Annotated in this window: 17 protein-coding genes; 15 read left to right on the top strand and 2 right to left on the bottom strand. The window is 44.3% G+C overall.

The annotated features are described in order from the left end of the window. Nucleotides 1–5: 5 nt before the first annotated feature. The 15 genes from AC1RNB_RS10040 to AC1RNB_RS09970 all read left to right on the top strand — a co-directional run bounded on the left by AC1RNB_RS10040 (nucleotide 6) and on the right by AC1RNB_RS09970 (nucleotide 12916). Nucleotides 6–416: a c-type cytochrome gene (locus AC1RNB_RS10040; protein WP_493082543.1), complete on the top strand. Its 411-nt coding sequence runs from the start codon at nucleotides 6–8 to the stop codon at nucleotides 414–416. Between the two features lie 16 nt (nucleotides 417–432). Beyond that, nucleotides 433–1530 (top strand): XdhC family protein, encoded by a 1098-nt coding sequence (locus AC1RNB_RS10035; RefSeq protein WP_493082542.1) that lies wholly within the window; start codon nucleotides 433–435, stop codon nucleotides 1528–1530. Beyond that, complete coding sequence (locus AC1RNB_RS10030) at nucleotides 1527–2120, top strand: nucleotidyltransferase family protein (RefSeq protein WP_493082541.1); 594 nt, start codon at nucleotides 1527–1529, stop codon at nucleotides 2118–2120. The genes AC1RNB_RS10035 and AC1RNB_RS10030 overlap by 4 nt, the downstream gene beginning before the upstream one ends. Continuing rightward, a complete protein-coding gene (gene moaA / locus AC1RNB_RS10025) occupies nucleotides 2092–3105 on the top strand; it encodes a GTP 3',8-cyclase MoaA (protein ID WP_493082540.1) in 1014 nt (337 codons plus the stop codon). The genes AC1RNB_RS10030 and moaA overlap by 29 nt, the downstream gene beginning before the upstream one ends. 12 nt (nucleotides 3106–3117) lie before the next feature. Continuing rightward, nucleotides 3118–4290 (top strand): molybdopterin molybdotransferase MoeA, encoded by a 1173-nt coding sequence (locus tag AC1RNB_RS10020; protein ID WP_493082539.1) that lies wholly within the window; start codon nucleotides 3118–3120, stop codon nucleotides 4288–4290. Nucleotides 4291–4298: 8 nt separating this feature from the next. After that, the gene (locus AC1RNB_RS10015) at nucleotides 4299–5027 is read left to right on the top strand and encodes a sulfite exporter TauE/SafE family protein (protein ID WP_493082538.1); all 729 of its coding nucleotides are present in this window, start codon (nucleotides 4299–4301) and stop codon (nucleotides 5025–5027) included. Between the two features lie 5 nt (nucleotides 5028–5032). Next, nucleotides 5033–5266, top strand: coding sequence for a MoaD/ThiS family protein (locus AC1RNB_RS10010; RefSeq protein WP_493082537.1), 234 nt, complete (start codon nucleotides 5033–5035; stop codon nucleotides 5264–5266). 32 nt (nucleotides 5267–5298) lie between these two features. Next, the gene (locus AC1RNB_RS10005; RefSeq protein ID WP_493082536.1) at nucleotides 5299–6360 is read left to right on the top strand and encodes a ThiF family adenylyltransferase; all 1062 of its coding nucleotides are present in this window, start codon (nucleotides 5299–5301) and stop codon (nucleotides 6358–6360) included. Further along, nucleotides 6357–6800: a molybdenum cofactor biosynthesis protein MoaE gene (locus tag AC1RNB_RS10000; RefSeq protein WP_493082535.1), complete on the top strand. Its 444-nt coding sequence runs from the start codon at nucleotides 6357–6359 to the stop codon at nucleotides 6798–6800. Before AC1RNB_RS10005 ends, AC1RNB_RS10000 begins: the two co-directional genes overlap by 4 nt. Before the next feature lies 1 nt (nucleotide 6801). After that, nucleotides 6802–7713, top strand: a complete 912-nt coding sequence (moaCB, locus tag AC1RNB_RS09995; RefSeq protein ID WP_493082534.1) for a bifunctional molybdenum cofactor biosynthesis protein MoaC/MoaB — start codon at nucleotides 6802–6804, stop codon at nucleotides 7711–7713. A gap of 341 nt (nucleotides 7714–8054) precedes the next feature. After that, entirely contained in the window at nucleotides 8055–8714 is a 660-nt protein-coding gene (locus AC1RNB_RS09990) for a response regulator (RefSeq protein ID WP_493082533.1), read from the top strand. A gap of 6 nt (nucleotides 8715–8720) precedes the next feature. Continuing rightward, nucleotides 8721–9119 (top strand): response regulator, encoded by a 399-nt coding sequence (locus tag AC1RNB_RS09985; RefSeq protein ID WP_493082532.1) that lies wholly within the window; start codon nucleotides 8721–8723, stop codon nucleotides 9117–9119. Nucleotides 9120–9133: 14 nt separating this feature from the next. After that, a complete protein-coding gene (locus tag AC1RNB_RS09980; protein ID WP_493082531.1) occupies nucleotides 9134–11020 on the top strand; it encodes an ATP-binding protein in 1887 nt (628 codons plus the stop codon). 17 nt (nucleotides 11021–11037) lie between these two features. Continuing rightward, nucleotides 11038–12111: a hybrid sensor histidine kinase/response regulator gene (locus tag AC1RNB_RS09975; protein ID WP_493082530.1), complete on the top strand. Its 1074-nt coding sequence runs from the start codon at nucleotides 11038–11040 to the stop codon at nucleotides 12109–12111. 4 nt (nucleotides 12112–12115) lie between these two features. After that, on the top strand, nucleotides 12116–12916 hold the full coding sequence (locus AC1RNB_RS09970; protein ID WP_493082529.1) for a response regulator: 801 nt from the start codon (nucleotides 12116–12118) through the stop codon (nucleotides 12914–12916). A 175-nt stretch (nucleotides 12917–13091) separates the two neighbouring features. On the opposite strand, the gene dapA is transcribed toward AC1RNB_RS09970, so the two are convergent. Together dapA and AC1RNB_RS09960 are read right to left on the bottom strand one after the other, a co-directional pair. Next, complete coding sequence (gene dapA, locus AC1RNB_RS09965) at nucleotides 13092–13970, bottom strand: 4-hydroxy-tetrahydrodipicolinate synthase (RefSeq protein WP_493082528.1); 879 nt, start codon at nucleotides 13968–13970, stop codon at nucleotides 13092–13094. 71 nt (nucleotides 13971–14041) lie between these two features. Beyond that, nucleotides 14042–15043, bottom strand: coding sequence for an acetyl-CoA carboxylase carboxyltransferase subunit alpha (locus AC1RNB_RS09960; RefSeq protein WP_493082527.1), 1002 nt, complete (start codon nucleotides 15041–15043; stop codon nucleotides 14042–14044). Nucleotides 15044–15132: the final 89 nt, after the last annotated feature.

Here is a 15132-nt window from a genome sequence, read left to right as displayed (position 1 = left end):
AACTATTGAAAAAAATACTTGTAGCAGGTACGCTGCTCTTACTGTTCTATTCTGGAACGGCATTTGTGCAGGCTTATAATTTACCCCAAAGTGTAATACGCGGCAAGGAATTGTATACCACTTATTGCCAGAACTGTCATATGGAAGATGGCAAAGGGCAGGCAGGTGTATTTCCTCCATTGGCAAAAGCAGATTACCTGAAGAAAACACCGGTTAGTAAGATCATTGACCTGGTGTTAAAAGGACAAACAGGCGAGATCACGGTGAATGGTACCCAATACAATGCCCAGATGCTGGCCATGGATTATTTATCTGATGAGCAGGTGGCAGATGTATTGAATTATACCTACAACAGCTGGGGCAATAAATCACTCAAAGCCGTTACACCCGCACAGGTTAAAAAAGCGCGACAATAATACCTGCATCTTTCCCATGAAAGAGATCAAAGACATCGTTCAGGCATTCGATGAAGCTACCCGTCTTCGGCAAAAAACGGCATTGGCTACGGTGGTACATGTGTCCGGCTCTTCTTACCGCCGGCCCGGGGCCCGTATGCTGGTAACAGAAGATGGACAACTAACCGGAGCCATCAGTGGCGGATGCCTGGAAGGGGATGCTTTGCGCAAAGCCGTATTGGCCATTACACAGGGAAAGAACAAACTGGTGATCTATGATACCACTGATGAAGATGATGCCAAACTGGGCGTACAGTTAGGCTGTAACGGGATTGTTTCCATACTCTTTGAACCGATCGATGCGGATCAGCCTAATCATGCCATTCAGCTCCTTCGTAGGGTGATCGCTGAAAGAAAACCGGCCATATTGGTAACAGGATATTCGCTCAATCAAAATGACCATATCGGAACCACTGCCATGGCAGATCTGCCCGCAGTGATTTCATCGCAAATACAATCAACCGTTGCCACGGTATTGGCTGAGCAACAATCGGTACATCTTGATCTGCCAATAGAAGCTAACCAGCAGCATTTTTTTGTGGAATACTGCAAGCCTTCCATTGCATTGGTGGTGGTGGGTGCCGGTAACGATGCCTTGCCTTTGGTAGCCATAGCGCATTCGCTGGGCTGGGAAATTACGGTGGTGGATGGAAGGGCTTCTCATGCTACCACACAAAGATTTCCTTTGGCGGATAGTATCATAGTGGCCAAACCCAAAGAAGCAGCGGCCCGTTTGCAAACGGATGCACGCACGGCACTGGTGCTGATGACACATAATTATAATTACGACCTGGGTATGCTGCAACAGCTGCCTGCTACGGGTATTGCTTATATCGGTATGCTCGGGCCAGCTGCCAAACGCAACCGCATGCTGGATGAACTGGCAGAGCAGGGGGGCGTTTTTGAAGATAGTTTTCTGAAAAAGATCTATGGCCCTACAGGCATTGACCTGGGTGCAGAAACCGCGGCAGAGATTGCACTCTCGATTACAGCAGAGATTATGTCTGTGTTGCAGGATACGGCACCTGTTCACCTGCGGGAGAAAAAACAAGCCATACACCATCGTGCTGTATGAGTACCGGTATACTGATATTAGCAGCCGGTAGTGCTTCGCGCATGCAGCAACCCAAGATGTTATTGCCTTTTGGAAAGGGAACCATTCTTTCGCACCTGCTGGAAGAAACCCAAGCGGTGCAACCAAAGGTAATTTGTGTGGTGACAGGGTATTATCATACGGCCATGTTACCCTTACTTCAAACAGCACCCATTTTGGTTGTATATAATGAGGATTGGAAAGCAGGAATGGCGGGCTCGATCAAAACAGGGTTGTGTGCCTTATTGGAACAGCATCCGGCACTGGATTCGGTGACGATACTGGTAAGCGATCAGCCATTTATCACCCGGGCTTTGTTACAGGAAATGATACAGACACATGAAACAAGTGGTAAAGGCATTGTTGCCGCTTTTTATAACGGCATAAAAGGCACCCCGGTTCTGTTCAACAAGAAGTATTTTCACCATTTGCAGGAATTGCAGGGAGATAAGGGGGCGAAGAGTATCTTGCAACTGGTTCCGGACGATATTGCCACGGTTGATTTTGCGGAAGGAGAAATGGATATTGATACACCGGAAGATTATGAACGATTTTGTGCACACTTCAAATGAACGCATGCTGACAGATACTTTTCAACGGAAACATACTTACCTGCGGATATCCTTAACCGATAACTGTAATCTCCGTTGCTTTTACTGCATGCCGGAAGAAGACTATGCGTTTATGCCTCAGCGGCAACTGATGCAGGCTGATGAGATAGAAAAACTCGCGGCCCTATTTGTAGCAAACGGTATTAACAAAATCCGGTTAACCGGCGGCGAACCATTGGTGAGAAAAGATGCCGCCGATATTATCCGTTCGCTTGGTAAGCTGGGTGTGGAATTAACCATGACTACCAATGGAACCCGTATTCATCATTTTGTGGATGATCTGGCGGCAGCCGGCATCCGCTCTATCAATATCAGTCTGGATACTTTGCAGGAAGATAAGTTCTCGATCCTTACCCGCCGAAATCAATACCAGGTAGTAAAAGACAATATTCAGTTATTATTGGATAGAGGATTTACCGTAAAAGTAAATGTGGTGGTGGTGAAGGGATTGAACGATAATGAGATCCTTGATTTTATTGCCTGGACAAAACATACACCCATACATGTCCGGTTTATCGAATTCATGCCCTTTGATGGCAACCAATGGAAAAGCGACAAACTCGTTACCTGGAAAGAGATCCTGGAGATAGCGCATACAAGGTATGAGATAGAACCACTGGCCAATGATCTGCATGATACCTGTAAAAAATACCGTGCTGATGATCACCAGGGAACATTTGCGGTGATCAGTACCATGAGTGCCCCGTTCTGCGGCAGTTGTAACCGCATTCGTTTAACAGCCGATGGGAAGATCAAAAACTGTTTATTCTCTGAAGAAGAGACCGATCTGCTCACCGCTTTGCGCAACGGGCAGGAAGTACTGCCGTTGATCGAACAATCAATCCTCAGTAAACACAAGGAACTGGGCGGACAGTTTTCCAAAGATTTCAATGCTATTGATACCACCCATTTACACAATCGAAGCATGATCGCCATTGGCGGATAATACAGACACCCTATGATCAGTGTAACAGAAGCCCGGCAGATCGTTGCAGCACAGTGCCCGTTACTGGAAGCCGTGAGCATCCCTTTTCAGCAGTCGGTGGGTTATGTGCTGGCCGAGGACCTGATCAGCCCGGTTTTCATTCCTTCTTTCCGGCAATCTTCTATGGACGGGTATGCCATCCGTGCTGCTGAGAAAGATCAGTTGTTACACTTACAGGATGCGTTACCGGCAGGCAGTTCCAGAGAACTTACGCTGGCACCGGGTAATGCCATCCGTGTGTTTACAGGAGGGCCTGTACCCGAAGGGGCAGATACGGTTGTGCAGCAGGAATGGGTCGGTCTGAAAGACACTGCTGTACAGATCAATGATCATCCCGTTGAAATAGGCGCCAATATCCGGTTGCCCGGTGCAGATATTAGTAAGGGAGTAGTGGCCATACCGTCGGGTACCTGTATCAATGCCATGCAGATCGGTTTTATGGCCAGCCTGGGAATCACCCGTGTAAGCGTTTACCGAAAACCATCCGTAGCTATACTGATTACAGGTAATGAGTTGGTGCAGCCGGGTAATGAATTACGGTTCGGAAAGGTGTATGATTCCAATTCTTTTGGGCTAACCGCCTGTTTACAGCAATTGCATATTTCATCAGTCAGTGTTAGTTTTACCAATGACAGTTTAGCAGAAACAGAAACCGCCATTGCAAAAGCTTTGCTGGAGAATGATCTGTTATTGATTACCGGCGGGGTAAGTGTAGGCGATCATGATTATGTAGCACAGGCCTGTGCTAATCTGGGAATCGTGAAACAGTTTCATGGCGTAAAACAAAGGCCGGGTAAACCTTTGTTCTTTGGTGCCACGCAAAATAAATGGGTCTTTGGTTTGCCAGGAAATCCTGCTTCCGTGTTGTCCTGTTTTTATCAGTATGTGATTCCATTCATTCATGGATTAACAGGCGTACAGCCTGCACCACCCTTGCAGGCTGTATTGGCAGCCGATTTTGATAAAAAAGCGGCATTGCGTTTTTTTCTGAAAGGTTCTTATGCAGCGGGTCTTGTAAACGTGTTGGCAGCACAGGCTTCTTTTCAGCAAACAGCATTTGTACAGGCTAATTGCTGGATAGAGTTGCCGGAAGAAGTGGCGGTTTTCCTCAAAGGCACACGGGTTATTATTCACCCCTTTTTATAAATAGATTGATGGAAGAAGTTATTTTATATGGTTTGTTTTTCCTGGTAGCTTTTCTCTATGCTTCGGTAGGGCATGGTGGTGCCAGCGGTTACCTGGCATTGATGGCTTTACTGGGTTTCAGTGCTTCTGTGATGAAGCCTACAGCGCTGTTATTAAATGTAATGGTATCGCTGATCGCTTTTATTTCTTTTTACCGGGCCAGACATTTCCGTTCGCAGCTGCTCTGGCCACTGATTGCAGCTTCTATCCCTTTTGCGTATCTGGGTAGTGTGTTGCCGGTATCTGAGGTATTGTATAAACAGATCTTAGGCGTGGTATTGCTGCTTTCCATTATCAGGATTGTGTGGGAGAGTTCGGAAAAACCATTATCGCCTGCACCTAAATGGTATGTTTTATTCGGTATCGGAGCCGGTATCGGTCTTGTTTCGGGTATGATTGGCATGGGAGGAGGTATCCTCTTGTCGCCGTTATTATTACTGATGGGATGGTCTACCCAGAAGCAGACTGCGGCCATCAGTGCTATCTTCATCTTTTTAAATTCCATGGCGGGTATAGCGGGGCAATTACAGACCGGTTTCAATCTGGGCCCGCAAATACTGGCCATTACCGGATTTGTTTTGGCAGGTGGTTGGCTGGGTGCGTATATTGGTGCAGAGAAACTGCGCGCGAAAAATATGAAATATATACTGGCACTGGTATTGGTGCTGGCTGCAGCTAAATTGTTTTTTGTAAAGTGATGTGTATGCAGATTGAACTCTTGTTTTTTGGATCACTGACGGATGCTACTACGGTGAGCAGGCTGATAGTGGAAGGCATGAACGATACGGAGCAGTTGAAAACGTATCTGGAAGAAAGATATCCGGCCTTGCGGACAGCTAAATATTTTATAGCCGTTAACCAGCAAATGATACAGCAGGTACATACATTACAGTCAGGTGATATAGTAGCTTTTATGCCACCTTTTTCAGGAGGATAATTATGTTGTTGAACAACCGATATATACGCCAGATGATTCTGCCCGGCTTTGGTCAGGAAGCACAGGAGAAACTCCGTGCCGCCAAAGTGTTGATAGTGGGTATGGGTGGGCTGGGTTGTCCGGCATTGCCTTACCTGGCAGGTGCAGGCGTGGGAACGATTGGTATCATGGATGGAGATACGGTAAGTTTGAGTAACCTGCACCGGCAGGTATTGTTTACGGAAGAAGATATTGGCAGTAACAAAGCAACAGTTGCAGCAGTCAGACTGCGGTTGCAGGATCCTGAGATCAAGGTAGCTGTGTATCCCTATTCACTTACTAATCAGAATGCGTTGGATATTATCGGGCAATATGATCTGGTGCTGGATGGTACGGATAATTTTGCGGCCAAGTACCTGATCAACGATGCCTGTGTATTACTGCAGAAACCCTTTGTTTACGGAGCGGTATCGCGTTTTCAGGGACAGGTATCTGTATTCAATATGCCAGTTGCGGAAGGCCGTTCGTTGAATTACCGCGACCTGTTTCCGGTATCACCCCGCCCCGGTGAGATACAGAGCTGTGAAGAAACAGGTGTGATAGGTGTATTGCCGGGTATTATCGGTACCATGCAGGCTGCAGAAGCGGTAAAACTCATCACCGGATTAGGTGATCTCTTGTATGGACGCCTCTTGCATTATGATGTACTGCAGGCACGTTCTTATGAGATCCGCTTATCTCATCAGCCGGAGATTCCTGTGATTGATCAAGATAGTTTTCTGCAGATGAATTATGCTTTTGATTGTGAAGAGGAAGAAGATGTTCCCGAGATCAATGTAGCGGAATTTAACAGACTGGTGCAGCAGCCCAATATTTTTGTTCTGGACGTGCGGGAAAGGCATGAATATCCCTCTATTGATTTTTCAGATGCACAGATCCCCATGTCTGAACTGCAGTCTTCGCTGGAAACACTGCCGGAAAAGGAGATCTGTGTGATCTGTCACCAGGGGATCCGCAGTGTATATGCAGCCCAATTGATCAGGGCCCGGCGGAATTTGCCCGTGTATAGTTTAAAAGGTGGACTAACTGCTTATTTCAATCAACCCGGAAAATGAAAGAGAAAAAGATCAGAAATATTTTTACGGAAGGTGCCATCCCTGCGCAGCAGATTGCGGACGATATACAGAAGCATGCTACGCAAACAGAGATCGGGGCACATAGTATTTTTTTAGGACAGGTGAGGGCCGATAGTAAGGAAGGAGGCAGAGTTACTGCCATTGAGTATACCGCATATACAGAAATGGCTTTGGAGAAAATGGCTGAGATCAGAGAAGCGCTGTTTGCCAAATATACTTTAACCTGTATGCACGTGTATCATAGTCTGGGAAGGGTAGCAGTGGGGGAGATATGTTTATTCGTGTTTGTATCATCACAACACCGCAAAGCGGCCATAGATGCCTGCGAAGAACTGGTAGAAGCGATCAAGTTTCAATTACCCATCTGGGGTAAAGAGATTCTCGATAATGAGGACTCCACCTGGAAAGAAAATAAATGATATGGTCAACATCACTCATAAACAGAACAGTTTACGGAAAGCCATTGCCTCGGCCGTGGTAAAAGTTTCTGCCGAAGCCACCGTTGAAGCCGTGCGTAATAAAACCGTACCCAAGGGAGATGTGTTCGAGTTTGCTAAAGTTGCGGCATTGTTTGCCATTAAAAAAACCAGTGATGTAATTCCGGATTGTCATCCCCTACCTGTCGAGTTTGCAGAAGTACGTTATGCGATCAGCGGGCTGATGATTTATATTAGTGTAGAAGTGCATACTATCTATAAAACCGGCGTGGAAGTAGAAGCCATGCATGGTGCCTCTATTGCAGCACTTACGATGTACGATATGCTGAAACCGATTGATAAACATATTGAGATCCAGAATATACGGTTGTTACATAAGGAAGGAGGGAAGTCGCAATACACATTGCCTGATAACGAAACTATCCGTGCGGCAGTGATTGTGTGTTCTGATACTGTTTATGAAAAGAAAGCCGAAGACAAAGCCGGTTTGGCGGTGATAGAAAAACTGGCCAGTTTCGGTATCCAGACACCACAATACCAGGTCATACCCGATGAAGCTGATGCCATCCGTGAACAGCTGTTAATTCATACAAAGGCAGGAATTAACCTGCTTTTATTTGTGGGGGGCACGGGAGCTTCGCCCAGAGATGTTACCCCGGATATTGTAAAACCCCTGTTGGATAAGGAAATCAATGGGATCATGGAACAGGCCCGGCGATATGGGCAGGACCGGATGCCTTATGCGATGTTATCACGTGGTGTGGCTGGTTTTGTGGAACAAACGCTTGTTTTAACGCTTCCTGGCTCAACAAAAGGGGCTGTAGAATATATCGATGCCTTGTTTCCCCAGGTATTGCATACACTGGAAATGGTGAAGGGCAAACGACATGAATAAGTTTTCCGCAAACGATTGCAGGTTATACATGCGAATAGCTGTTCACAACTTTTCGTGATTATTATGTTTTTTCTCACCGAGTATGCTCAATTGACGTAATTTTGTATTCTATCTGTAAAGTGGTTATCATTTTGATAGTAATAGCGTTTCCGAAAACAATGTTATTGCATTAACTATCCCCTTTTTAAGGGGGGTAATTAGAAAAAATTAATCATTTTCTTTACTTCCTGCTTTATTCCTGTAAAACATTGTATGCAAATGACGATTTCACCTCATTGTGAAACTGATTTGCCTATTTGTTTAGAATAATAATTTTCATAGCATTCACAATCTTAGCAGGAATGGTTACCGTAGGTATTATCGAAGACAATCAGGCTTTACGAACAGGGATTGAAGAATTTATTTTCCAAAACAATGGTATGCGTATCGTTTTTTCATGCAACAGCGTGGAGAAATGGCTCGTGCATTACAACCAGGATGTAGAACCTCCCTACGTGCTTTTTCTTGATATCGGCCTGCCGGGCATCTCTGGGCTGAAAGCCATTTCTGTTATTAAAGATAAATACCCTGAAACCAAATTGGTGGTTATTACAGGTGATGCTTCACGCGAAAGTATTTGGGAAGCTATTACCACTGGTGCAGATGGGTACCTGCTGAAACCCTTTTCCTTAAAAGAGATCAGTCAACAGATCGCGATTCTGCAAAACGGCGGAGCCGTTATTTCGCCCGTGGTTGCTGAAAAGCTGATACACCGGATTAACGCCCGAACGCGGCCTGCCCGTGAGAGAAAAAATCTGTTATTAACCAGGCGGGAAAATGATGTATTGGAACAACTGGTAAAAGGACTCAGCTACAAGGAAGTAGCCAACATACTGCAGATCTCTTTTGCAACTGTAAATGATCATATCAAGAATATTTATTTTAAAACGGGCGTTAATTCAAAGTCAGAACTGATCGCTAAAGTATTATCGAGCAGACAGTCTGATGGCAGGCTCAATTAATCATCAATGATGTCGGAACAGCTGAATGAGTATCACATTTTAATTGTAGAAGATAATGGGATTAACCGTTTTATATTAATGAAAATGCTGAAAGAACTGGGTAAACCCATTACAGAGACAGAAGATGGCGGAGAAGCACTACAGGCATTGGATACACTGAAGGATCGTAATACCATTCTCTTGCTGGATCTGAATATGCCGGTACTGGATGGTTATAGTGTTATCAGAAAAATGGCGGCGGATACAGCTGCCTATGCAAAGGTAAAAATTGTAGTTGTTACAGGTACCATGTATAATGATTTTCAGAAAACGGGACTTGATAGCCATATCAACGGTTATGTAGAAAAGCCTGTTGAAAAAGATGAACTGATCGGACAAATAAAAAAATGTGCAACAGAATTTTGAAACATACCATCAACATGTCAGATAGTGCAGGCCAGCAGCTTAACGAGCTGAAGTTCCTTTTCAATAATATTTCACATGCAGTATTGTTTGAAACACTGGATAACCGGATTCTCTTCGTAAATCAGCAATTCTGTGAACTGTTTCAGATCCCTGTTTCCCCTGATGAATTGATAGGTGCAGATTGCTCCAAATCTGCGGAAAGCTCTGCTGTTTTTTTTCGGCATCCGGAAAAATTTATAAAAGGTATCAGGGATATCTATCAGCAACAGCAACCTGTGTTGAATGAAGAACTGGTATTGGCGAACGGTAAATCGATATACAGAGACTACAAACCTCTCTTTGATAACCCTGCCTGTAAGGGGCATTTCTGGATTTATAAACATTTCAATGAGCTTAAGTCAATACTGGCTGAAACACAGGAACAGAAACATTTTTACGAGCACTTGCTGAATAATATTCCGGCTGATATTGCCATTTTTGATAAGGAGCATAGATATGTATTCGTTAATAAAACCGCTATTCAGAATGACGAAACCCGTCAGTGGCTGATAGGTAAGGACGATTTTGATTTCTGTAAGTATACGCAACGGCCTGCCCACATGGCTATTTACCGGAGAGGCATTTTCCGGGAAGCCATCAATTCGGCGCAGATGGTCGAATTTGAAGAAACCAATTACAACAAAGAAGGGGGTAAAGTATTTAATCTGCGTCGGTATTATCCGCTATTGGATAAAGAGGGTAATATAGAACACGTAATCGGATATGGAGTAAATGTTACCCGGATCAAAGAGCGCGAAGAGAACCTGATGGAAAGGGAGCAGGCATTGAAAAACCTCGTACACTCCATGGATCAGATGGTAGTTACAATAAATGCCGCTGGACTAATCAAGTATGCTAATCCCAAATGGGAACAGCTGACTGGTTTGACCATTGATCAATACGAGAACCAGAAATTGAGCCACTTTATCAAAAGGGGGCGGGATTCTTTTTTACGTAAATTAGATTCATTCATCACAGAAGAAAAAATCGAAATCCCGGAAACTTATATCTATCTGAATGATAAAAATGGCGTGCAGCGCGTATTTAGTTATTATCTCTCCAATTTCAGCAGCTATTACACAGAAGAGAAAAGGGTAGCCGTATTCCTGAATGATATTACTTCCCGTTTGATGGCGGAACGTAAGTTAAAACGGATTGCCAGTGAAGAGAGGCGGATCAATGAAATGAAATCGGGTTTTATTAGTCTGGTATCACATGAATTGCGTACACCACTATCTGTGATTCTTGCCAGCACAGAACTGATAGAGATACAGACCGCCGCTAATAGGGGAACAGATGCAGCTAAAACAGACAAATATACAGGCCGGATTATTCAGCAGGTGGATAAGATGACGCAACTGATGAATGAGTTCCTGTTTCTCAGTAAAATCGAATCGGGTAAACTCTCCCTTCATCCTGTATTACTGCAGGTAGATGAAGTAGTCAGGAAAATTGTACAGGAGCTGTATAGTCCATGGCAGGATGGCCGGAGCCTGCAATTCTCCGTAAAAGGAGAGCCCGTAAAAACACAGGCGGATGAGTTAATGCTAACCCATATTATCAGCAATCTTATTACCAATGCTTTCAAATATTCAACAGGTGCCAAAGCTCCCTGCCTGCGTTTACGGTTTACGAAGAAAGGGTGGAGCCTGTTGGTAGTAGATAGTGGAATTGGAATTCCGGAAAACCAGCATAACAAGATTTTTCAGCCTTTTGTAAGAGGGTCTAATGTGGGTACTGTTTCCGGTACGGGATTCGGATTGATGATTGTTGACCTGTTTGTAAAAAAGAGTAAAGGCAGATTGATCGTGAGAAGTGCAGAGAACAAGGGAGCGGCTTTTCTTATTCGTTTCAGATATTAAATACGCCTATTCAGATTATGGAAAAGATTCTATTAGTGGAAGATGAGGTGATTATCCGTGCTTCGATTGCCGAGATACTCCGGCATTACGAGTATGAGGTTGTTGTTGCCGAAAACGGGAAACAGGGTTTAATCAAGGCTCTCGCTGAAAAGCCGGATCTGATTGTGTGTGATGTAATGATGCCGGAAATGGATGGTTTTGAAATGCTGGCCGAACTGCGGAAACAAACGGATTTTGATACCCCATTCATTTTCCTCACTGCCAAAGTGCAGTCTGATGATATAAGGGAAGGGATGAATCTGGGCGCAGATGATTATATTTTTAAACCTTTTAAGAGTGCAGACCTCGTTAAAGCGATTGAAACCCGGTTGGATAAAAGGAGGCAGGTGCTTACAAAAATTACCGAAAAAACCCGGGAACTTGAAAATGTAATCAGGCTCATGATTGGTCATGAATTCAATACGCCCATGAACGGTATTAAAGCGATGTCTGAATTCATTCACCAGAATGTGGAGAAATACAATGATGCAGAATTACTGGAGTTCAGTAACTATCTCTCTGTTAGCGCAGCCCGGCTTCAGACTACTTTTGAAAAAGTACGTAAAGTATATGAAATAAAGGAATTTGATAAGCAGGATGTTGCCGATGAAAAATGTCCGATGGTAACGAATACTATTGTTCAGATAACCAGGTCATTGGCGGAGAAGGCGGGAAGACTCCATGACCTTGTAATAGGCAATCTCGATGATGTGGATTTGCCAATAACAACCAACCTGTTATTTACGGCTTTATATGAGATCATCGAGAATGCCTTTAAATTTTCGAAGAGGGGAACCGAAGTACTGATAGAAACCCATCGATCGGTTAATACCTACGAAATCAGTGTTACAGATCGGGGCGATACCATTACAGCAGAAGAATTGACTACCTATAAATCCTTCAAGCAATTCGACCGCTCAAAATATGAGCAACAGGGATTGGGTGCCGGATTGGCATTGACCATCAGTATTCTGGAAAAATATGATGCTACAATTTCATTCACCAATAACTCGCCCACTGGTATTAAAGCAAGTTTGATTTTTAAAATTTAATTGTATGACCCAACATAAAAATACTACTATTCTGATAGTTGAAGATGACTTTGCACTGAGGGAAACACTAGCTGATATGCTTTCCGGTTATCACCATGTTATTGGATCAGATAATGGGGCAGAAGCATTGGAAATCTTGCAAAAGCATAAACCAGACCTGTTACTGCTGGATGTGATGCTGCCTTTTCCGTTGGATGGTTTTTCTGTCTTGCGGGTGTTAAAGAACGATGCTGTACTTTCTCTGATACCGGTAATTCTTATGTCGGGTATTAAAACGGAGCAGACAATTCTGGAAGGATTGAAAATGGGGGCAAATGATTATATCGTAAAACCATTCCGGTCGGCTGAACTTTTGCTCAAATGTAATAATCTGATCAACATGCGTTTGAAAATAGAACAGAAAGTGGAAAGAGAGATGTTTATTAAAACTCCGCAGGTATTCCAGTTCGATATAGAGTCTGAGTTTAAGCAGAAGTTTGAAAATATTACGAGGTCGATGGTGGAAGGATCCGATTTTACAGTGCCTAATATTGCCAGTAAAATGCTTATGAGTATTTCTACCCTGGAAAGATGGACCAAGAAGATTTATAACATGACACCTAAACAGTATATTCAGCATACCAAACTTACAACAGCAGAGATATACCTTCGTCAGCGTTTGACCAGTGTAAATGAGATAGCATATACACTGGGGTTCAGTTCTGTTTCTTATTTCTGTCTGTCGTTTAAAAAGAAATATGGGAAAACACCGAAAGCCTATATGCGCTTTCCTGCAAAAGCAGAACCGGATATAATGCATTCATAAATGGGAGCAGGTATAAGCAATGGCATTCCCGTTTGAGGAACTTTAAAAGCGGATATTACTTTGGTTGAATGGTAGTATGCACCTTTTGTTTATAAAATTACCACAATGCTTCCTGCCAATAAAAAAGCGCCGTAAACGGGTTCAGGCGCTTTGCAAAGAGGTATGAAATATTCCATTATTTCTTCAGGTAAGTTTTTACTTTGTTGTGTAAACCTTCGCTCAATGGAACTACCGGTAAACGAACCGTGTTGCTGATCCATCCTTTTTCTGCCATAAAAGCTTTTACACCGGCCGGGTTGTTTTCCGCAAACATCAGGTCGTACGCTTCGATCAGTGTATCGTTCATCGTTTTGGCAGCAGCAAAATCCTTTTTCAGGCAGAAGCGGATCATCGTTGAGAACTCGGCAGGAAAAGCGTTGGCGGCTACACTGATCACCCCCTGCATACCACAGGCGATAAGGGGAAGTGCCAGTGCATCATCGCCGCTGACCAGTAAAAAATCATCGGGCATATCGCGCAGCAATTGCATGCATTGGGCCATATCGCCACTCGCTTCCTTCATTCCTGCAATATTGGGTAACTGTGCCAGACGTAAAGTGGTTTCTGCGGTCATATTCCTGCCTGTACGGCCCGGAACATTGTATAACAGGATAGGTTTGGGCGATTCTGCTGCCAGGGCCTTATAATGCTGGTAAATGCCTTCCTGCGAAGGTTTGTTATAATTGGGAGAGGCACTCAGTACCGCAGCAGCTTTATCCAATGGAAATTTATGCAGATCATTGATAAGTTCTGCCGTATTGTTTCCGCCAATACCCACAACAACGGGTACGCGGCCGGCTACTCTCTCAAAGGTATATTGGGCAATGTCCCGTTTTTCCTGTTTATCCAGCGTAGGGGTTTCACCAGTAGTTCCTAAGGTAACGAGGTATTCAACCCCATCCTTGATCATGGTATCGATCACATTCCCCAGCGAATCAAAATCCACTTTCAGATCAGCTGTAAAAGGTGTAACCAGCGCTACCCCCGTTCCCTGCAGTTGTTGACGTAAAGACATTACTTGTTTATTGGTTGATGACGGATTTGCGGATGACGATTTTCGGATTAATAACTCCAGACTATTAACTTTTAACTATTCACTCCCCTCACCACTTTACCGTTCTCTTCCCAGAATCCCATTTTTCCATATTTTTCAATTCGGTCGTTGATGCGCTGGTGCGGGTCTTTGTTTTTAACCTCGCTTAAGGCACGCAGAATATAGGTTTTAAGGATCGCGGAAGATTCGGCATAATCCCAATGGGCACCGCCCAGGGGTTCATGTACGATCTCATCTACCAGACCAAAACCTTTCATATCTGAAGCCGTGAGGCGTAATTGCTCGGCAGCCACTTCTTTTTTATCCCAGCTGCGCCATAAGATGGAACTGCAGCTTTCGGGAGAGATCACGGTGTACCAGGTGTTCTCCATCATTAATACCTTATCGCCCACACCAATACCAAGGGCGCCACCACTGGCACCTTCGCCAATGATAACGATGATCACAGGCACTTTCAGACGGATCATTTCATAGATATTCCGGGCAATGGCTTCTCCCTGTCCACGTTCTTCCGCTTCCAGACCGGGGTAGGCACCGGGGGTATCTATCAGGCAAATAACCGGTTTATTGAATTTTTCGGCCAGTTTCATCAGCCGCAAAGCCTTGCGGTAGCCTTCCGGGTTAGCCATCCCGAAATTGCGTAGCTGACGGGCTTTGGTGTTGATTCCCTTTTGCTGGCCAATCACCATCACGGTTTCTCCATCCAACTGGGCAAAACCACCCACCATGGCTTTGTCATCTTTGAAATTACGGTCGCCATGCAACTGTACAAAGTTGGTACACATATTAGTAATATGTTTCATTGTATAGGGCCTGTCGGGGTGGCGGCTCAACTGCACCCTTTGCCAGGGTGTAAGGTGCATGGTAATGTCTTTTCGCTTTTCCAGAATAGAGGCTTCCAGTTGCTCCAGGGTAGAGGTATAGTCGATCCGGGGATTTTTCTCCGCCAGTTTTTTAGTATCATCTATCTGCTCATAGATTTCCTTAATGGGGTTCTCAAAATCAAGGAATTGTCTATTGGGGTATTGCGGCATACGATTCAATTAAGATGGTAAAATTAGGGGTTGCATTTTTTTTTTGAAAAGATTTGTTTGAAAGTGGTTTCCCCCTATCTTTGCCGTCC

It is taken from the genome of Sediminibacterium sp. GW821-FHT12F12 (assembly GCF_058806635.1).
The sequence above is the reverse complement of the archived record's forward strand: the minus strand, read 5'-3'. Positions and strand labels throughout refer to the sequence as shown.